This window comes from Bradyrhizobium sp. USDA 4341 (genome assembly GCF_054063755.1).
This window is the reverse complement of the sequence record NZ_JBSSGO010000002.1, coordinates 9,084,400-9,100,829: the sequence shown is the minus strand read 5'-3', so window position 1 is coordinate 9,100,829 and position 16,430 is coordinate 9,084,400. Positions and strand designations below refer to the sequence as shown.

Here is a 16,430-nt window from a genome sequence, read left to right as displayed (position 1 = left end):
GGCCGTATCAACCTTGCTCCGGCGCCAGCGCACCGAACAGAATGACGGCAGCCGCCGTGGCAGCGCCTGCATGTGTGAGCCGTTCGGCGAGCTCTGCGATCGTGGTGCGGACAAGCCGCTCGTCGGTGTGGCCGAGCGACTCCGCCAACAGTGCAGGCGTCTCGGGAGCGAGGCCATGTGCGATCAGCCTTGCCGCCAAGGCCGGAAAGGTGCGCCGGCCCATATAGACGACGGTGGTCGCTTCCGCATCGGCCAGCGCCGCCCAATTCAAATCCGCGGGCAACTCGCCCGTCACATCGGCACCGGTCACGAACTGGACCCGGCGCGAGGTCAGCCGCCGCGTCAGCGGAATGCCGGCCTGCGCCGCGGCGACCGAGGCCGAGGTCACGCCGGGAATGATCTCGTAGCCGATGCCGGCCGCGCGCAACGCCTCGATTTCCTCGTCGAGCCGGCCAAAGATGCCGGCGTCACCGGATTTCAGGCGCACTACGCGCACGCCCGCCGCCGCGTAGTCGACCAGCAGCCGGCTGACATGATGCTGCTTCGCCGAGAGGCGGCCGGCGCGTTTGCCGACCGCGACGAGATTGGCGCCGGAGCGCGCGAGATCAAGGATCGCGCCCGAGGCGAGGTCATCATAGAGCACCACGTCGGCCTCGCGCAGCCGCGCGGCTCCCTTCATGGTCAGGAGCTCGGGATCGCCGGGGCCGGCCGACACGAAGGAAACGAACCCGCTCACCGGTCCTCCACAATCAAATGGAAGAATGTGCCGGTTGCATTGCCCCGCCGCGACCCCGTCTCCGCAACAATCGCGCCGGTCGCATCACGCACCACCGCGAGCGGCGTATCCGGCTGCGCGATGATCGTCGAATAGTGAAATTCGTGGCCGCGCAGGCGTGCACCGGGACCGTGCCCGGGCATCGCAGCGGCAAGCTCGGCGAGCCGGTAGCCCAGATGCATGCGCCGCTTGGCATAGCTGGTCTCAAGGCCGAGCAATCCCGCCATCTCATGGCGCACGCCTTCGGCATCGGTCAACGCGGCGCCCAGCACCATGTAGCCCCCGCACTCACCGTGCACCGGCTTCGTCTCCGCAAAGGCGCGCAACTGCCCAAGAAATCGCTTGTTGGAAGCAAGCCGCGCGGCATGCAGTTCAGGATAGCCGCCGGGCAGCCAGCACACATCGGCGTCCGCGTCGGGGCCTTCGTCGGCAAGCGGCGAGAACGTCACGATCTCGGCGCCGGCCGCGCGCCAGGCTTCCAGCATATGCGGGTAGACGAAGGAGAATGCGGCGTCGCGGGCGAGCGCAATACGCCGGCCCGGCGGCGTGATGTCGAGGCTGCGCACAGCCGATTGCGGCGACCAGGCGCGCGCCGATTGCAACACGGCATCGAGATCGACATGCTCCACGACGAAGCGTGCGGCTTCGTCGATCAGACCGTCGATCTCGGCCTGCTCTTCGGCCTGCACCAGGCCGAGATGCCGCTTCGGCAAGGCGATCTCGGCGTGACGGGGCAACGCACCCAACACCGGAATGCCGGCGTCCGCCATGGCGCTGTGCACCAGCGCTTCGTGCCGTGCACTGGCGACACGGTTGAGCACGACGCCCGCAAGCCGCACGCCGGCGCGAAAATCGCGCAATCCCGCTGCGACTGCCGCTGCGGTCTGTGCCTGGCCGGAGGGGTCGATCACCAGCAGCACTGGCCATCCCATCATCTCGGCAATATCGGCGGTGGCGCCGGTGCCCGAAACGCCGTGCATCGCGACGCCGTCAAACAGTCCCATCGAGCCTTCGGCCAACACAAGATCGGCGTCCGCGCCGCGGTTTGCCAGATGCGCGATCGCATCGCGCGACATCGCCCAGCTGTCGATGTTGACGGATGCGCGTCCGGTCGCGACCGCGTGAAAGGCGGGATCGATATAGTCCGGCCCGCTCTTGAGGCATTGCACCTTCAGCCCGCGATTGCGATAGGCGCGGGCCAGCGCCAGGGTCAGCGTCGTCTTGCCGACGCCCGATGCAGGCGCAGAGATCACAAGCCCCGCGGTCATCGCGACGGCTCCGGGAAGCGCGGCTCCGCTCCGACCGGGCGATAGCGGCGGTCATAATCGGCCGCATAGAGCCGGCTCTCGGCGAACTCACCGGCGCCGAGCGTCTTGCCGACCAGGATGAGCGCGGTGCGTTCGAGCTCGGGGCCAACCGCGGCATCGAGCGTCGCAAGCGTGGCGCGCACGATGCGCTGCTCCGGCCAGCTCGCGCGCCAGACGATCGCCACCGGACAATCCGCGCCATAGTGCGGCGTCAGCTCGGCGACGACCTTGTCCAACAGATGGATCGAGAGATGGATCGCGAGCACCGCACCGGTCGCGGCAAAGGCCGCAAGCGTCTCGCCATCAGGCATCGCGCTCGCCCTGCCCGGCGTGCGTGTCAGCACCACCGACTGTGCAAGGCCGGGCAGCGTCAGTTCGGCCTCCAGTGCCGCCGCGGCCGCCGAGAACGCCGGCACGCCGGGCGTGACCGAATACGGAATCTGCAACGCGCGCAACCGGCGCAGTTGCTCGCCCATCGCCGACCAGATCGAGAGATCGCCCGAATGCAGCCGCGCGACGTCCTTGCCTTCCGCATGCGCCGCAGCGATCTCGGCGACGATCTCGTCGAGCGAGAGCGGTGCCGTGTTGACGATGCGCGCATCCTTCGGGCAATGCGCCAGCACGCCCTCCGGGACCAACGATCCGGCGTACAGACAGACCGGACAAGCGGCGATGAGGTCGCGGCCGCGCAGGGTCAAGAGATCGGCGGCGCCTGGCCCCGCCCCGATGAAATGCACCGTCATTCACCGTCTCCTTCTGCGATCGCCGCAGTGGCCGTCCGATCCTGCGACACGGCCCTGACCGAAATCAGGCGCGCGCCGCGCCCAGCGGCTGCGACCGCAGCTGCTTCGGCGACCGAGCCCGTCCCGAACCTGGTCATGATCAATTCGGATTGTGTCGCGGTTTGTATCTCAGTCAATATTTCGGCGGGAATGCCCCGGATCGGCAACCCCAATTCCTGCGCCAACGCTTGCAATGCCGCAGCGTCGGCCTTGTCACTCACCGTCGCAACCGCCGCAAGGCCTTCGGAACCGCCGGCCGCGTCGAGCGCTTCGCGCAGCGACGCGACACTGGCATTGCTCCTGAACCCCAGACCCGCGACCTTCATCGGATCGCGCTCCATTGCACGATCGGTCGCGCGACTTTCCAGGAGCGATACCGGCCTAGGGGCTCGGCCTGCGCGATCTCCACGCGCATCAATTCGCCGCCGTGGCGCTGATGCAGATCGGCCAGCAGCGCCTCGGTTTCCAGAGTCACCGCATGCGCGACCAGCCGCGTTGCCGGCGCGACGCGCGACCAGATCGCATCGAACATATCAGCATCGAGGCCACCACCGACGAATACGGCATCAGGCGCTTCGAGGTCTGACAAAATGCCGGGCGCCCCACCCTCGATGACGGTGATCCGGTGGGTCAAGCCGAAGCTTGCCGCATTGCTGCGGATGTTGGCGGCGCGTTCGCCGCGGGCCTCGACGGCGATTGCCGTCCCACCGCAGAGCGCCCATTCGATCGAGATCGAGCCCGAGCCGGCGCCGATATCCCACAGCCGCTCACCCGGCCGCGGCGAAAGCGCCGACAGCGCAAGCGCACGGACTGGCCGTTTGGTCAGTTGCCCGTCATGCACGAAGAGTGCGTCGGGAAGACCCGAGCTGCGCGCGATCCCCTGCGTCCCCCTCGCCTCCAGCGCAACGGCGACCAGACTGTCGCCGGAATCGCCCGCATAGCTGTCAACGCGATGCTGCGCGATGAACTCACGCGGTCCGCCAAGCGCCGAAAGCGTCCACATCGCCGACGGGCCCCAGCCGCGGTCCGTGAGCCATTGCGCGAGATCGGACGCCGCCTTGCCGTCGCGCACCAGGCAGACGATCCGGGCATCGCGCGCGAGATGCGGCAGCAGCCGCTCGAACGGTGCGGCATGTAGGCCGAGACAGATGACATTCTCGAGACGCCAGCCGAGACGCGCGGCAGCCAGCGAGAATGTCGACGGCGCGGAATGCGCGACCCATTCGCCGGCCTGCAATTTCCCGACAAGGCTACCGCCGACGCCGTGCCAGAACGGATCGCCCGAGGCGAGCACAACAGTCGGTCGCCCTCGGCATTCAAGCACGATCTCCGCATTGAACGGCACCGGCCAGGCGCGGCCGCGGTCGGTGATGCCGGCCAGCGCGAGGTGCCGTTCACCGCCGAAAACAGTTTCGGCTTCACGCAGCGCCTTTCGGCTTGCGTCGGAGAGGCCGGCGAGGCCATCTTCGCCGATGCCGATGATGGTCAACCAGGGATTACCCATGATGCGCGCCCTGATCCTGGGCGGAACGGCCGACGCCAATTTGCTTGCCGCTGCGATGGCCCGCGCGGGGATCGACGCGGTCTATTCCTATGGCGGGCGCACCGCCGCTCCAGCGGAACAACCTCTGCCGACCCGGATCGGCGGCTTCGGCGGCGTTAGCGGCCTTGCCGACTATCTCTATCGCGAAGGCATCACGCATGTGATCGACGCGACGCATCCCTTCGCGGCCGAGATAAGCCGCAACGCGATCGCCGCCTGCACGCAAACCGCAACGCCGCTGCTCGCGCTCGAACGCGCGCCCTGGGACAAGGCATCCGGCGATTGCTGGATCGAGGTCGCGGACGTTGTCTCGGCGGTCGCGGCGTTGCCCGACAGCCCCACGCGTGTGTTCCTCGCGATCGGCCGCCAGCACATCGCGGCCTTCGGCAGCCGGCCGCAGCATGCCTATACGTTGCGTTTCGTCGACCCACCCGAGGGAGAGCTGCCATTGCCCGGTGCCGACGTCATCGTCTCGCGCGGCCCATTCACGCTCGACAGCGAGCTCGAGATGATGCGTGCGCGCTCTATCGAATGGATCGTTGCCCGCAACTCCGGCGGAACCGGCGCACGCGCCAAGATCGACGTCGCCCGCGCGCTTGGCCTTCCCGTCATCATGATCACACGGCCGCCGCTGCCCGAGAGGCCGCGGGTGGAAAGCGTGAGCGAGGTGATGGAATGGCTCGGTCATCGAACCTGCCTCGGCGCATAGACCCAGCGACCGACCCGCCGTGTCGTCGAATTGCAGACAATCACAAGGGTCCGCATATCGGCCATCTCGGGCCTGGCGTCGCGCAATTCGACGGCCTCAATGCGCTGCTCGGGTGTGCTGACGGCGCGGGCAAACACCGCGATGCGCTCGCCGCAGCCCGCCTCTTTCAAAATCTCGAGCGTCCGCGCAAAGCCATCAGGGCGGCTGGCCGAGCGCGGATTGTACATCGCGATCGCGAAATCGGCTTCGGCCGCGAGCCGCAGGCGCTTCTCGATCAGCGGCCAGGGCTTGAGATTGTCGGAGAGATTGATCGCGCAAAAATCATGTCCGAGCGGCGCGCCGGCACTTGCGGCCGCCGCCAGCATCGCCGTCACGCCAGGCAGAACGCGGATCGGCAAGTCGTGCCATTGCGGCGCGTCCTCCAGCGCTTCAAACACGGCCGAGGCCATCGCAAACACGCCCGGATCGCCTGAGGACACCACGACGACGTGGCGCCCTTCGGATGCAAGCCGCAATGCTTCACCGGCACGCTGTAGCTCCACGCGATTATCCGAGGGATGCAGCGTCAACCCGTCGCGCGGCGGCACGCGCGTCACGTACGGCGCATAGCCGACGATGTCGGTCGCAATTGCGAGCGCAGCGGAGACCTCCGGCGTGATCAGCGCCTCGTCGCCCGGCCCCAGGCCCGCGATGGTCAGCGTGCCGGTCATTGGGCCGCCCCCCTGCGCCGCCCCTGCCCGTGCACCAGCACGATCGCAAAATACGGACAGTCCGCCTCAGCGAGATCGGCGAGCCGCGCGACGCGCTGATCCGGCATGGTGCCGCGTTCGACGAGCCACGCATCGTCGAGACGGCCGGCGGACGCGAGCGCGCGGCGGATCTTCGTCAGATTGCGGCCGGTCTTCATGACGACGAGCGCGTCGGAGATGCGCATCCGCTGCGCGAGCTCAGCCTCAGGCAGCGTGCCCATCAGCACGGTGGTCACATCGTCTGCAAGCGCGATCGGCTGGCCGACCGCATTCCAGCAACCGACCATGCCGGGAATGCCGGCGATCACCTCGATCTCGACGCGTCCCTGCAGGCGCGCATGCAGATGCATGAACGAGCCGTAGAGATAGGGATCACCCTCGCAGAGCACGACGACGTCGATCGCGCGCGCCAGTCGCGCCAGGCGCTCGGTCCATTCGTCGTAGAAGCCCGCAAGCAGCCGCGCATAGTCCGGACTGTCGAACGCGATCTCGGTGGTAACCGGATATTCCATCGGATATTCGCTGACGTCAGCGGCGAGCAATCCTTCCACAATGCGGCGCGCCTGCCCGAGCTGCCCCTTCTTGCGAAAATAGGCGACGTGCCTAGCGGCACGCACAACGCGGTCGGCGCGCACGCTCATCAACTCCGGATCGCCAGGGCCAAGCCCGCAGCAAATGATGCGTCCCATCGCTATTCGCTCCGGCTCGCCAGCGCGTTGACTGCGGCGACTGTGATCGCCGAGCCACCGAGACGTCCCTCGACCGTCAGCGCCGGCACGGGCGGCGCTGCCATCAAGGCCGCCTTCGACTCGGCGGCACCGACAAAGCCGACCGGACAGCCGATGATCGCCGCCGGCCGCGGGCAATCAGAATTTTCCAGCATGTTGAGCAGATGGAACAGCGCCGTCGGCGCGTTACCGATCGCGACGATGGCGCCGGCCAGATGCGGCCGCCACAGTTCAAGCGCCGCCGCGGATCTCGTGTTGCGCATCGACTGCGCGAGTGCCGGAATCTGGGGATCACCGAGCGTGCAGATGACGGCGTTGCCGGCCGGCAGCCGTGCGCGCGTGATACCCTCCGACACCATGCGCGCATCGCAGAGGATCGGCGCGCCCGCCTGCAAGGCTGCCCGTGCCCGCCCAGCCATGCCGGGCGTGAAGCGGACATGCGCTTCCAGGCCCACCATCCCCGCGGCATGGATCATGCGCACGACCACCGGCTCCTCGTCTGATGTAAAGCGCGCAAGGTCGGCCTCCGACCGGATCGTCGCAAAGGACTGGCGATAGATCGCCGCACCATCGGTCTCATAGACGTGCGGCATCAATGGCCTCCCATCAGCACGGAGGGATTTGCGACGAGGTCCGAACGGGTCAGCCCGCGCAGGACCGGCGCATCCCGCGTCGTGCCGCGACGGATGAGGTCGAAGCCCTCACGTGACGCAACCAGGGTCACGTCAGCCGAACCGGAAAGGGCACAGCCCTTGGCGCAGCCGGACACGTGAAGCCGGGCATGCGCCGGGACAAAGGATGCAAGCGCCGATGCCAATGCACGCGTGTCGGCATGCGCCTCACGACAGCGCGGCGCGCCGCTGCAAGCGATCACGCGGAGCGCCGGATCATTGGGATCAGTGACGAGATCCGCGCCACGGGGCATCTCATGCATCCCCTCCGCCAGCACCATCCGCCACGGCGTCATGCGAAGAGCCTGCGCGCACCGGGCGAGATGGCTGAGCATCTGCCGCGGCATTTGTCCAAAGGCGACGCCGACCATCGCACCAGTCGGATAGAGGCCGGGCACGGGGTCTGCCGATCGAGCCACGGGCTCGGCGTCGCCGCGAAGCAATTCGGGAAGGCTCGCGCCGCCGGCCAGATGAGACGCCATCCGTCGTTTCTCACCCCTGGCTCCGCCGGAGGTGACAAACCATTCGGCCATCGCGAGCGCGATATCCACCGCCTCTCTGCGCGAGACAGAGCGACCGTACCGTGCGCCATCGGCACGCACCAGCAGTCCGCCGTCGCGATCGCGCTCGATCCGGATATCCGCCGACGCGCCAGCCAGCGCGCGCTCGTTGCCATCATCGATCGCGAAGCCGAACTTGGTGGGAAGATCGAGCGATGCGCCGGCAAGCGCCCGCTCAAGCTCGGCCGCGAGCGCGTGCGTATCGTCATCGACAGTCCAGAACGGCGTCACCAGAACGTTGCGCTGCGCCTCGGTATCCGGATCTGCGTCCAGCAACCCGAGCTCGGCCAGCCCATCGATCAAGGCCGGATAACCTTCATCGCCGACGCCGCGGATCTGGAGATTGGCGCGGCTGGTCAGATCGATCAGGCCGTTGCCGTATCGCGCAGCGAGCTCAGCAATTCCCGTCGCCTGCGACGCGTCCAGCCGCCCGCCGCGCGGACGGATGCGCACCACGAGGCCATCGCCCGACTGCATCGGCCTCAGCGCGCCGGGACACCAGCCCTTGATCGCGACCGCGCTCATGAGGCCTCCTGCAGCGCCGCCGCAATCGAATTGCGCCGCGTCTGCCAGAGCGACGCGTCATGCAACCGGGTGAAGCAGGTTTCGATCGCAGAAAGCGCCGCCGGATTCTCGCGCGCCATGAAGGCGCGAACGTCGTCATTGCCGAGCGTCGCCTCGTAATAGAGGTCGAACAGATGCGGCGGCACCGCAGCGGCGAGATGCGCGAACGCCGCCATGTGCTCCAGGGTCGCCGATATTTCGGCGGCGCCGCGGAAGCCGTGGCGCATCATGCCCGCGATCCACGCGGGATTGGCGGCCCGCGCGCGCACCACTCGCGAGATTTCTTCGGTCAACGACCGCGCATGCGGCTGATCCGGCCGCGTTGCATCGAGGTGATAGAGCGACGGGACTTTTGCGCCAAGCCGCCGCGCCGCTGCGGCGATGCCGGCCTCATGCGCGGCATAGTCCGCCGCCAGCAGCAAATCGGTCTCCGGCAAGTCCTGGGTGTGGACGAAGCTGTCGGCAGAGGCGAGCCGTGCCTCGATGCCGGCGCGGTCAGGCCTGATCTCGCCATCGGATGCAATGGCCCAGGACGATGCCGACAGCCAGGCTTCGCCGGCCGCGTCGCGCGCCTCCTCCGTGAAGACGTCCGGGACAGACGCGATGCCGGCGCCATAATGTCCGGGACGAGGCCCGAACACGCGCGAGACGCGCTGCCAGTAAGGATTCTCGTCGCTCTCCTCGCTGCGTTCGGACAACGCCTCGGTCGCAGCTTCGAACAACTGCGCAAGCCCCGAGAAGACGTCGCGGAACAGCCCCGACACGCGCAGCGTCACGTCGATGCGCGGACGGCCAAGCTCTGCCGGCGCGATGATGTCGTAGCCCGACACCCGGCCCGACCCATGATCCCAGCGCGGCGCGATCCCGGCGAGATGCAGCGCCATCGCAAAGTCCTCGCCGGCGGTGCGCATCGTCGAGGAGCCCCAGAGATCGACGACCAGCCCTTTCGGCCAGTCGCCGTGATCCTGCAAATGACGGCGCAGCAGCTCTTCGGCGAGCTTCACGCCTTGCGCATGCGCGGACGGCGTCGGCACCGCGCGCGGATCGACCGCAAACAAATTGCGTCCGGTCGGCAGCACGTCGCTCCGCCCGCGATAGGGCGAGCCCGACGGCCCCGGCGCAACACGCCGGCCGGCCAGCGCATCACGCAACGCTGCGCTCTCCGCCTCGCCGCAAGTCCCCTGCCCGAACACATGCAGGCCGTCGCCGAACTGGCTCTCCTTGAGATCGCAGACGAAGCGATCGATCTGCGGAATGGCCTCGGCCGCGGAGACTGACGCCGCGAGACCGAGATCGTCCTCCAGCCCGGCGATGCGGGCTTCCTCGCGTATCGCGGCAATCAGCCGCTGCCGCCGCGCCGGATCGAGACCGTCCGCAGTCGAATACTCATCGAGCAGACGCTCGAGCCCGCGCAACCCATCCGGCACCGCGGCCGGCGCCAGCGGCGGCGGCAGATGGCCGATCGTCACGGCACCGATCCGGCGCTTGGCCTGCGCGGCCTCGCCGGGGTCGTTGACGATGAAGGGATAGACGACCGGCAGATCGCCGATCAGCGCTTCCGGCCAGCATGCGGATGACAGCGCAACCGACTTGCCGGGCAGCCATTCCAGCGTTCCATGCGCGCCCATGTGGACGACGGCATCGATGCCCTGCTGCCTCAGCCACACAGATGGAACGCGACATAGGCATGACGCGGCGTGCGCGAGAGATCGTGATAGTCGGCATCGCGTTGACCGACCTCACCGCGTTCCGGCTGAACCGCGATGATCGACTTGCCGCACCGGATCGCCGTGAAATGAAACGCGCCGTCGCGGCAATCGGGATCATCCTCCGGCGCGCCCCATGCGCGCGCAAGATCGTCCTGGAGCAGCTCGGGAAGGCTGGACATCGCCGCGCGATATTCGGCCACGCCCCACGTCAACGTCCGGCGCAAAAGAACATTGCCCACGGACCTCACTGGCGCGAGATCAAAGCCTGCGGCCGCAAGATCGGTCAGCAACACCTCCAGCGAGGCCAGCGCATCAAGACCAACGGCATGCGCGATCTGATGCGGACGACCGGGATAGTTCGAGAGTACGAGCGCGAGCTGCTTCTCCTGCGCCGGCTTGCCGGCAAGCCGATGCCAGGCCGCCACGCGCGCAGCGACCGCTGCGACGCGCTCGGCATCCGGCCGATGCGCAAGATGCGCGAATTGCAGATCGGGATCGCGCTCACCGGGCGATTTGAAGCTCACAACGCCCGTGAACAGGCGGCCGTCGACCTCCGGCAACACCACATGCATCGCGAGATCGCCGGGCGACAGGCCGCGCAGCGACAAGGCCCAATCCTCGCGCTGCGCCGTCGACAGAGCGACCTGGAACACCGGGCAAGATGCGGCATCGAACGGCGTCGTGCCGTCGTCACCCGCCGCAGAGAACGCGGTCACATTGACGATGGCGGCCGGCGAGCATTGCGCGAACTGAGCGCGCAGCCAATCGGCCACGCCCGCCGCCTTCAACGAGGTGACGAACACGCCGTGGGCATCGAATCCCTTTTCGCGCAAAGCCTCGATCAGCGCATCGACCGGCGCCGTGTCGCCGGCCGCCAGATAGGAGCGATAGAAGGTCACCAGCACAAGCGGCCGGCCATCCGGTGCCGGCAGCGCCGCGACGGCACCGCGCCGCGAATCGTAGGCGCCGATCTCGGGAAGATCGATCTCACCGACAACCGGCCCGGCATAAAGGCCGGACGCCAGCGCCAGTTGTGCAATCACGGCCTGCGCGGCAACGGGGCCGCCCTTGTCGCACAGCACCTTCAGGCGGCGCAGCGTCGAGACCGGCAAGGTCGAGAATTCATCCAGCCGCAAATCGTCGCGGCCATCCGCCGGCAGCACCACCAGGGCGATGCCGCGTTCCTTCGCCAGACGATGCACCGCGGCCAGCCCGTATGACCAATAGGGTTCGCCGCCGATCAGCCGCACCAGGATGCCGCGCGCATGCGACAATGTCCGCTCGATATAGGTATCCACCGAAAGCGGATGGCGCAGCTCCGCAAGATTAGCGAGCCGCAGCGACGGCAGCGCGGCGCGTCCTCGCCGCCAGCCGGCCGCGAACGCGGCGAGATCGCTGTCGGAAAACGACAGAACCACGAGATCGGCCGGATCCTGGCCGAGGTCTCTTGGCGTCGCGGTCTCCTCAAGGCCGCGGCTCTCGCGGAAGACGACGTGCATCAGACACCTAGTCGCGCCCTGATCGCGGCTTCATCGATATCACCGTGCTCGCCGATCACGACGAGCTTTGACTGCCGCGCTCGCGCACCCCAGGGCATGTCAAATTGATGCCTGACCCGCTCGCCGACCGATTGCACGAGCAACCGCATCGGCTTGCCTTCGACCGCGATATAGCCTTTGGCGCGCAGCACGTTCTGCTCGCGTGCCAGCCCCTTGATCGACGCGATCAGCGCGTCGACGTCCGAAATCTCCGGAAGATCGATCACCACGGAATTGAAGTCGTTGTGCTCGTGTTCGTCCTCGCCGTCATGGTGAGACGGCCGCGACGCGAGGTCATCCTCTGCCGCCGCTTCAAGACCGAGGATCACGCGGGCGTCGATCGCGCCGTCGACGATGGGCAACATCGGCACCTCGCGCGGCATCTCGGCCGCGATCAGAGCCTTGGCCGCCTTGATCCCCTCGGCACCCGCGAGATCGGCCTTGGTCAGCAGCACGATATCGGCACAGGCGATCTGATCCTCGAACACTTCGGACAACGGCGTTTCGTGGTCGAGATTCTCATCTGCCGCGCGCTGCGCATCCACGGCGGCCGGGTCCGGCGCAAAGCGGCCGGCAGCAACGGCCTCCGCATCGGCCAGCGCGATCACGCCGTCGACCGTGATCCGCGAACGGATCTCCGGCCAGTCGAATGCCTTCAGCAGCGGCTTCGGCAGCGCGAGGCCGGACGTCTCGATCACGATATGATCGGGCCTCACGGGGCGCGCGAGCAATTGCTCCATCGCCGGGATGAAATCGTCGGCGACGGTGCAGCAGATGCAGCCGTTGGCCAGCTCGACAATATTCTCGGTCGGGCAATTGGCGTCCGCACACGACTTCAGGATGTCGCCGTCGACGCCTTCGCTGCCGAATTCGTTCACCAGCACCGCGAGCTTCTTGCCGTTGGCGTTCCGGATCAGATGCTGGATCAACGTCGTCTTGCCGGACCCGAGAAAGCCGGTCACGACGGTGACCGGAACCTTGGCGAGCGTCATCATTCTGCGGCCTCCGGCACGACGGCGATGGGGGGAATTCGGGCAAGCGATTGCTTGCGAAAGATTTCGGGACGGCTGCGCCACGGCACGATGCCGTCAGGCGCCGACGCATAGGCGGCAGCACCGGCGATCACATCCCTGGCATTGTCCGCGGACAGGCGGCCGTAGACATAGGACCACCGGCCCGGTGCGCTGAGCGCGACCGAGCAGCCCTGGCTGCAAGCCGAGAGGCATTCGACCGGAACCAGATTGACGTCATCGGGCACGCCCACCTCAACAAGCGCGGCATGCAGGCGCGCACCGGGCGCGAGCTCGCCTTCGGCGAGCGTCTGGCCGGCGCGGCAGGTGATACAGACATGGAGTGTAACGCTCATCGCCCTTCCTGGATTGACTGCGGGAAGCGATGAGGCACACGAACCTGACGTGAACAGGCTCGTTCCCCGTCGCGGAACACCCCGTCCGCCGGTCTCAAACACACTGCGTCGGCAGGTCTCCCGGCTTGCGGAGTAGGATTTCTCCCGTGATGCCCACCTTCCCGACTCCATCAGGGAATCAGTGGCTTGGGCATCTCTCCGGTCACGGTCGCGGGGGCGGCTGCGCTTCGGGCAAACCTTGCGGTCCGAGCCCTATCGCATTCCCTCTTCGCCTGTCGTAGGACAGGAACCAACGCGGGGTCACCATTCGTCCTGGCCTCGCACTTGTCAAGCCGAAGGACCGTGATGATTTCTGATGGAAACGACGCTGAAGATGGCGCCGTCGGCGCCGACCCTTCATTGGATGCGCGGCATGCGGCCAAAATGGCGAAAAAGAAGGTCGCCCGCGACAAGATCATGGCGACCAAGAGCGGTGAAAAGGGCCTGATCATCGTTCATACCGGCGCCGGCAAAGGAAAATCCTCCTCCGCCTTCGGCATGATCGTGCGCTGCGTGGCGCACGGCTTTCCCTGCGCCGTGGTGCAATTCATCAAGGGCGCCTGGGATACCGGCGAGCGCCGCCTGCTCACCGGGCATTTCGGCGATCTCTGTCAATTCCATGCGATGGGCGAAGGTTTTACCTGGGAGACGCAGGACCGCGCGCGCGACGTCGCGGCAGCGCAAGCCGGCTGGGAAAAAGCCAAGCAGCTGATCGCGGATCCGAGCCTGCGGATGGTCGTGCTCGACGAGATCAACATCGCGCTTCGGTATGACTATCTGGCGATCGCCGATGTCGTCGACTTCCTGACCACGTCGAAGCCGCCGATGACGCATGTCGTGCTCACCGGGCGCAACGCCAAGGACGAATTGATCGAGATCGCCGATCTCGTCACCGAGATGACGTTGGTCAAGCACCCCTTCCGCTCCGGCATCAAGGCCCAGCCGGGCGTCGAGTTCTGACTGCTATTGCCATGGCGCGCGCATTGATGATCCAGGGAGCCGGCTCGGACGTGGGCAAGTCGCTCATCGTCGCCGGCCTCGCGCGTGCCGCCCGACGTCGCGGCCTGCGCGTGCTGCCGTTCAAGCCGCAGAATATGTCCAACAACGCCGCCGTGACCGTCAACGGCGGCGAGATCGGGCGTGCGCAGGCATTGCAGGCGCTCGCCGCCGGCGTCGAGCCGCACACCGACATGAACCCGGTGCTGCTGAAGCCGGAAACCGATGTCGGCGCGCAGGTCATCGTGCACGGCAAGCGGATCGCGACCGCCCGCGCGCGCGAATATGCCGCCATGAAACCATCGCTGATGGGCGCGGTGCTGGAGAGTTTTGCACGCCTGAAGCAGCGCGCCGACCTGGTGCTGGTCGAAGGCGCCGGCAGCCCCGCCGAGGTCAATCTGCGCAAGTCCGATATCGCCAATATGGGCTTTGCGCGCAGGGCCGACGTGCCCGTGGTATTGGTCGGCGATATCGACCGCGGCGGCGTGATCGCGCAGCTCGTCGGCATCCAGGCGGTGATCGACCCCGATGATGCCGCGATGATCCAGGGTTTTGTCATCAACAAATTCCGTGGCGATCCGACGTTGTTCGACGACGGCTACCGGCTGATCGAAGCCCGCACCGCCTGGCGCGGCTTCGGCGTGCTGCCCTGGTTCACTCGCGCCGGCGAGCTTCCGGCCGAAGACGCGCTCGGGCTCGGCGACGCGCGCAAGCCTGGCCAGTGCAAGATCGCGTTTCTGGCGCTGTCGCGGATTGCCAATTTCGACGATCTCGATCCGCTGAAGCTCGAACCCGGCGTCGATCTGGTGATGGTGCGGCCGGGTGAAGCCATTCCGGGCGACGCGAAGCTCGTCATCCTGCCCGGCTCGAAATCGACCCGCGGCGATCTCGCCTTCCTGCGCGCGCAAGGCTGGGACATCGACCTGCTGGCGCATCATCGCCGCGGCGGCCACATCCTCGGCCTGTGCGGCGGATACCAGATGCTTGGGCAAAGCGTCGCCGATCCCGACGGGATCGAGGGGCTCGCCGGCGAAACGCCTGGCCTCGGGCTGCTCGATGTCACGACGACCATGACCGAACAGAAGACGCTGACCCGCGTCAGCGCGGTGCACGGCGCGACCCATCAACCGATCAGTGCCTACGAGATCCACATCGGGCGCACCGACGGGCCGGATCGCGCGCGGCCTTTTTCAATGCTTGACGGCTCGCCGGAAGGCGCCATGTCGCGTGACGGGCGCGTTCACGGCAGCTATCTGCACGGCCTGTTCACCTCGGACGGATTTCGCAAGGCGTTCCTTGCGCAGCTCGATATCCCAGCGGCGGATCAGCCGTACGGCGCCAGGGTCGAGAGCGCGCTCGACGCGCTTGCCGAGCATATCGAGACCCATCTCAATGTCGAAGGCCTGCTCGCGCTGGCGCGCTAAGCGGATAGTGCGGCAGAAAGGCGTGACCACTCGGTCTCGCTGCCCGGCAAGCCCAAGCGCAGCCATCCCGGCCTTTGCTGGAACACCCGCGACCAGATCTGGGCGCGGGCAAGCCTCTCCTGCGCGGCGAGCGCATCGCCGGTCTCGTAGAGACGAAACAGCGGCGTGCCGCCGAGCAGCGTCCAGCCCTGCGATCGCGCCGCCGTATCGAGCCTGACACAGTCGTCCGCCAGCCGCGCAATCGTTGCCGTTGCCCAGTCGTGATCGAACAAGGCGCGCCGCCCGATCGCGATTGCGGCGCCCGAAACCGGCCATGGGCCCACCATCGCCGCAAGCGCAGCGATATCCGGCTCGCTGCCAACAGCGAAGCCGAGCCGCAAGCCCGCAAGTCCGTAGAACTTGCCGAATGAACGCAGGATCAGGAGCCCGGGTTGTCCGGCCGCTCCTGCAAGCGACAGGTCGGGTACCGCGTCCGCAAAACTCTCGTCAATCACGAGCCGGCCAACGCGCGGCAGCAGCGCGAGCAGTTCGTGCCGATCATGGCACCTGCCATCCGGATTGTTCGGATTAACGACGATGCCAATGTCCGCTCCCGCAAGCGCTGCGAGATCGGACACCTCGGTCACGTTCCAACCGGCGGCCGACAACATCCCGGCGTACTCATTGTAGGTCGGCGCAAGAATCCGCGCTCGCCCGCGCGGCGCCAGATGCGGCAGCAACTGAATGGCGGCCTGCGCACCGCCCATCGCCACGATCGGCGCGTCAGTGCGGTAGGCCTGCCGCGCGGCGTTGTGCAGCGACTCGATATCGGATCGCGACGGCAGCGCGTTCCATTGCCGCAGCTCGACATCGACGCCAGGATAAGGCACCCGATTGATCCCCGTCGACAGGTCAATCCAGTCTTCCGCGGCGCCGCCAAAGCGCTGTTGGGCGACATCGAGATTTCCGCCATGCTCACGCATGCGCCGCT

At 67.2% G+C, this 16,430-nt stretch carries 15 protein-coding genes, 1 pseudogene and 1 riboswitch; of the genes and pseudogenes, 3 read left to right on the top strand and 13 right to left on the bottom strand.

The genetic code is table 11. The annotated features are described in order from the left end of the window. Window positions 1-7 precede the first annotated feature (7 nt). Genes cobA through cbiE form a run of 5 tightly spaced genes read right to left on the bottom strand, consistent with a single transcriptional unit; the run spans window position 8 to window position 4,368 of the window. A complete protein-coding gene (gene cobA, locus ACVIGB_RS48270) occupies window positions 8-736 on the bottom strand; it encodes a uroporphyrinogen-III C-methyltransferase (protein ID WP_456723958.1) in 729 nt (242 codons plus the stop codon). Then, on the bottom strand, window positions 733-2,043 hold the full coding sequence (locus ACVIGB_RS48265) for a cobyrinate a,c-diamide synthase (protein ID WP_456723959.1): 1,311 nt from the start codon (window positions 2,041-2,043) through the stop codon (window positions 733-735). Before ACVIGB_RS48265 ends, cobA begins: the two co-directional genes overlap by 4 nt. Continuing rightward, window positions 2,040-2,825 (bottom strand): precorrin-4 C(11)-methyltransferase, encoded by a 786-nt coding sequence (gene cobM, locus ACVIGB_RS48260; RefSeq protein WP_456723960.1) that lies wholly within the window; start codon window positions 2,823-2,825, stop codon window positions 2,040-2,042. The genes ACVIGB_RS48265 and cobM overlap by 4 nt, the downstream gene beginning before the upstream one ends. After that, window positions 2,822-3,190 carry a cobalamin biosynthesis protein gene (locus tag ACVIGB_RS48255; protein ID WP_456723961.1) on the bottom strand — a complete coding sequence of 123 codons (369 nt, stop codon included), beginning with the start codon at window positions 3,188-3,190 and terminating at the stop codon, window positions 2,822-2,824. The genes cobM and ACVIGB_RS48255 overlap by 4 nt, the downstream gene beginning before the upstream one ends. Further along, the gene (gene cbiE, locus ACVIGB_RS48250; RefSeq protein WP_456723962.1) at window positions 3,187-4,368 is read right to left on the bottom strand and encodes a precorrin-6y C5,15-methyltransferase (decarboxylating) subunit CbiE; all 1,182 of its coding nucleotides are present in this window, start codon (window positions 4,366-4,368) and stop codon (window positions 3,187-3,189) included. Before cbiE ends, ACVIGB_RS48255 begins: the two co-directional genes overlap by 4 nt. On the opposite strand from cbiE, the gene ACVIGB_RS48245 reads away from it, so the two are divergent. Beyond that, window positions 4,367-5,116, top strand: coding sequence for a cobalt-precorrin-6A reductase (locus ACVIGB_RS48245; protein WP_456723963.1), 750 nt, complete (start codon window positions 4,367-4,369; stop codon window positions 5,114-5,116). The genes cbiE and ACVIGB_RS48245 overlap by 2 nt on opposite strands. Here the strand turns inward: ACVIGB_RS48245 and cobJ are convergent. The 7 genes and pseudogenes from cobJ to ACVIGB_RS48210 form a co-directional block, all read right to left on the bottom strand. Beyond that, window positions 5,092-5,826 carry a precorrin-3B C(17)-methyltransferase gene (gene cobJ / locus ACVIGB_RS48240; RefSeq protein WP_456723964.1) on the bottom strand — a complete coding sequence of 245 codons (735 nt, stop codon included), beginning with the start codon at window positions 5,824-5,826 and terminating at the stop codon, window positions 5,092-5,094. The two genes, ACVIGB_RS48245 and cobJ, sit on opposite strands and share 25 nt — an antisense overlap. Continuing rightward, on the bottom strand, window positions 5,823-6,554 hold the full coding sequence (locus ACVIGB_RS48235) for a precorrin-2 C(20)-methyltransferase (RefSeq protein WP_456723965.1): 732 nt from the start codon (window positions 6,552-6,554) through the stop codon (window positions 5,823-5,825). The genes cobJ and ACVIGB_RS48235 overlap by 4 nt, the downstream gene beginning before the upstream one ends. Window positions 6,555-6,556: 2 nt before the next feature. Beyond that, window positions 6,557-7,186: a precorrin-8X methylmutase gene (locus ACVIGB_RS48230; protein WP_456723966.1), complete on the bottom strand. Its 630-nt coding sequence runs from the start codon at window positions 7,184-7,186 to the stop codon at window positions 6,557-6,559. Further along, window positions 7,186-8,349 (bottom strand): precorrin-3B synthase, encoded by a 1,164-nt coding sequence (gene cobG / locus ACVIGB_RS48225; protein WP_456723967.1) that lies wholly within the window; start codon window positions 8,347-8,349, stop codon window positions 7,186-7,188. Before cobG ends, ACVIGB_RS48230 begins: the two co-directional genes overlap by 1 nt. Further along, window positions 8,346-11,596, bottom strand: a pseudogene (cobN, locus tag ACVIGB_RS48220) (cobaltochelatase subunit CobN). The gene cobG and the pseudogene cobN overlap by 4 nt, the downstream one beginning before the upstream one ends. Then, entirely contained in the window at window positions 11,596-12,630 is a 1,035-nt protein-coding gene (cobW, locus tag ACVIGB_RS48215) for a cobalamin biosynthesis protein CobW (protein ID WP_456723969.1), read from the bottom strand. Before cobW ends, cobN begins: the two are co-directional and overlap by 1 nt. Then, window positions 12,627-13,001, bottom strand: a complete 375-nt coding sequence (locus tag ACVIGB_RS48210) for a DUF1636 family protein (protein WP_456723970.1) — start codon at window positions 12,999-13,001, stop codon at window positions 12,627-12,629. Before ACVIGB_RS48210 ends, cobW begins: the two co-directional genes overlap by 4 nt. 93 nt (window positions 13,002-13,094) lie before the next feature. Next, window positions 13,095-13,310: riboswitch (cobalamin riboswitch) on the bottom strand. A 36-nt stretch (window positions 13,311-13,346) separates the two neighbouring features. Here ACVIGB_RS48210 and cobO point away from each other — a divergent pair. Beyond that, window positions 13,347-14,000 (top strand): cob(I)yrinic acid a,c-diamide adenosyltransferase, encoded by a 654-nt coding sequence (gene cobO / locus ACVIGB_RS48205; RefSeq protein ID WP_456723971.1) that lies wholly within the window; start codon window positions 13,347-13,349, stop codon window positions 13,998-14,000. A gap of 11 nt (window positions 14,001-14,011) precedes the next feature. Next, window positions 14,012-15,460 (top strand): cobyric acid synthase, encoded by a 1,449-nt coding sequence (locus ACVIGB_RS48200; protein ID WP_456723972.1) that lies wholly within the window; start codon window positions 14,012-14,014, stop codon window positions 15,458-15,460. Here the strand turns inward: ACVIGB_RS48200 and cobD are convergent. Continuing rightward, window positions 15,457-16,422: a threonine-phosphate decarboxylase CobD gene (gene cobD / locus ACVIGB_RS48195; protein WP_456723973.1), complete on the bottom strand. Its 966-nt coding sequence runs from the start codon at window positions 16,420-16,422 to the stop codon at window positions 15,457-15,459. The two genes, ACVIGB_RS48200 and cobD, sit on opposite strands and share 4 nt — an antisense overlap. Between the last annotated feature and the right edge of the window lie 8 nt (window positions 16,423-16,430).

What these genes read in the sequence shown, in the direction of transcription:
- ACVIGB_RS48265 (WP_456723959.1), bottom strand. Translation starts at nt 2,043, where the DNA reads ATGACCGCGGGGCTTGTGATCTCTGCGCCTGCATCGGGCGTCGGCAAG.
- cobM (WP_456723960.1), bottom strand. Translation starts at nt 2,825, where the DNA reads ATGACGGTGCATTTCATCGGGGCGGGGCCAGGCGCCGCCGATCTCTTG.
- ACVIGB_RS48255 (WP_456723961.1), bottom strand. Translation starts at nt 3,190, where the DNA reads ATGAAGGTCGCGGGTCTGGGGTTCAGGAGCAATGCCAGTGTCGCGTCG.
- ACVIGB_RS48245 (WP_456723963.1), top strand. Translation starts at nt 4,367, where the DNA reads ATGATGCGCGCCCTGATCCTGGGCGGAACGGCCGACGCCAATTTGCTT.
- cbiE (WP_456723962.1), bottom strand. Translation starts at nt 4,368, where the DNA reads ATGGGTAATCCCTGGTTGACCATCATCGGCATCGGCGAAGATGGCCTC.
- cobJ (WP_456723964.1), bottom strand. Translation starts at nt 5,826, where the DNA reads ATGACCGGCACGCTGACCATCGCGGGCCTGGGGCCGGGCGACGAGGCG.
- ACVIGB_RS48235 (WP_456723965.1), bottom strand. Translation starts at nt 6,554, where the DNA reads ATGGGACGCATCATTTGCTGCGGGCTTGGCCCTGGCGATCCGGAGTTG.
- ACVIGB_RS48230 (WP_456723966.1), bottom strand. Translation starts at nt 7,186, where the DNA reads ATGCCGCACGTCTATGAGACCGATGGTGCGGCGATCTATCGCCAGTCC.
- cobG (WP_456723967.1), bottom strand. Translation starts at nt 8,349, where the DNA reads ATGAGCGCGGTCGCGATCAAGGGCTGGTGTCCCGGCGCGCTGAGGCCG.
- cobW (WP_456723969.1), bottom strand. Translation starts at nt 12,630, where the DNA reads ATGATGACGCTCGCCAAGGTTCCGGTCACCGTCGTGACCGGCTTTCTC.
- ACVIGB_RS48210 (WP_456723970.1), bottom strand. Translation starts at nt 13,001, where the DNA reads ATGAGCGTTACACTCCATGTCTGTATCACCTGCCGCGCCGGCCAGACG.
- cobO (WP_456723971.1), top strand. Translation starts at nt 13,347, where the DNA reads ATGATTTCTGATGGAAACGACGCTGAAGATGGCGCCGTCGGCGCCGAC.
- ACVIGB_RS48200 (WP_456723972.1), top strand. Translation starts at nt 14,012, where the DNA reads ATGGCGCGCGCATTGATGATCCAGGGAGCCGGCTCGGACGTGGGCAAG.
- cobD (WP_456723973.1), bottom strand. Translation starts at nt 16,422, where the DNA reads ATGCGTGAGCATGGCGGAAATCTCGATGTCGCCCAACAGCGCTTTGGC.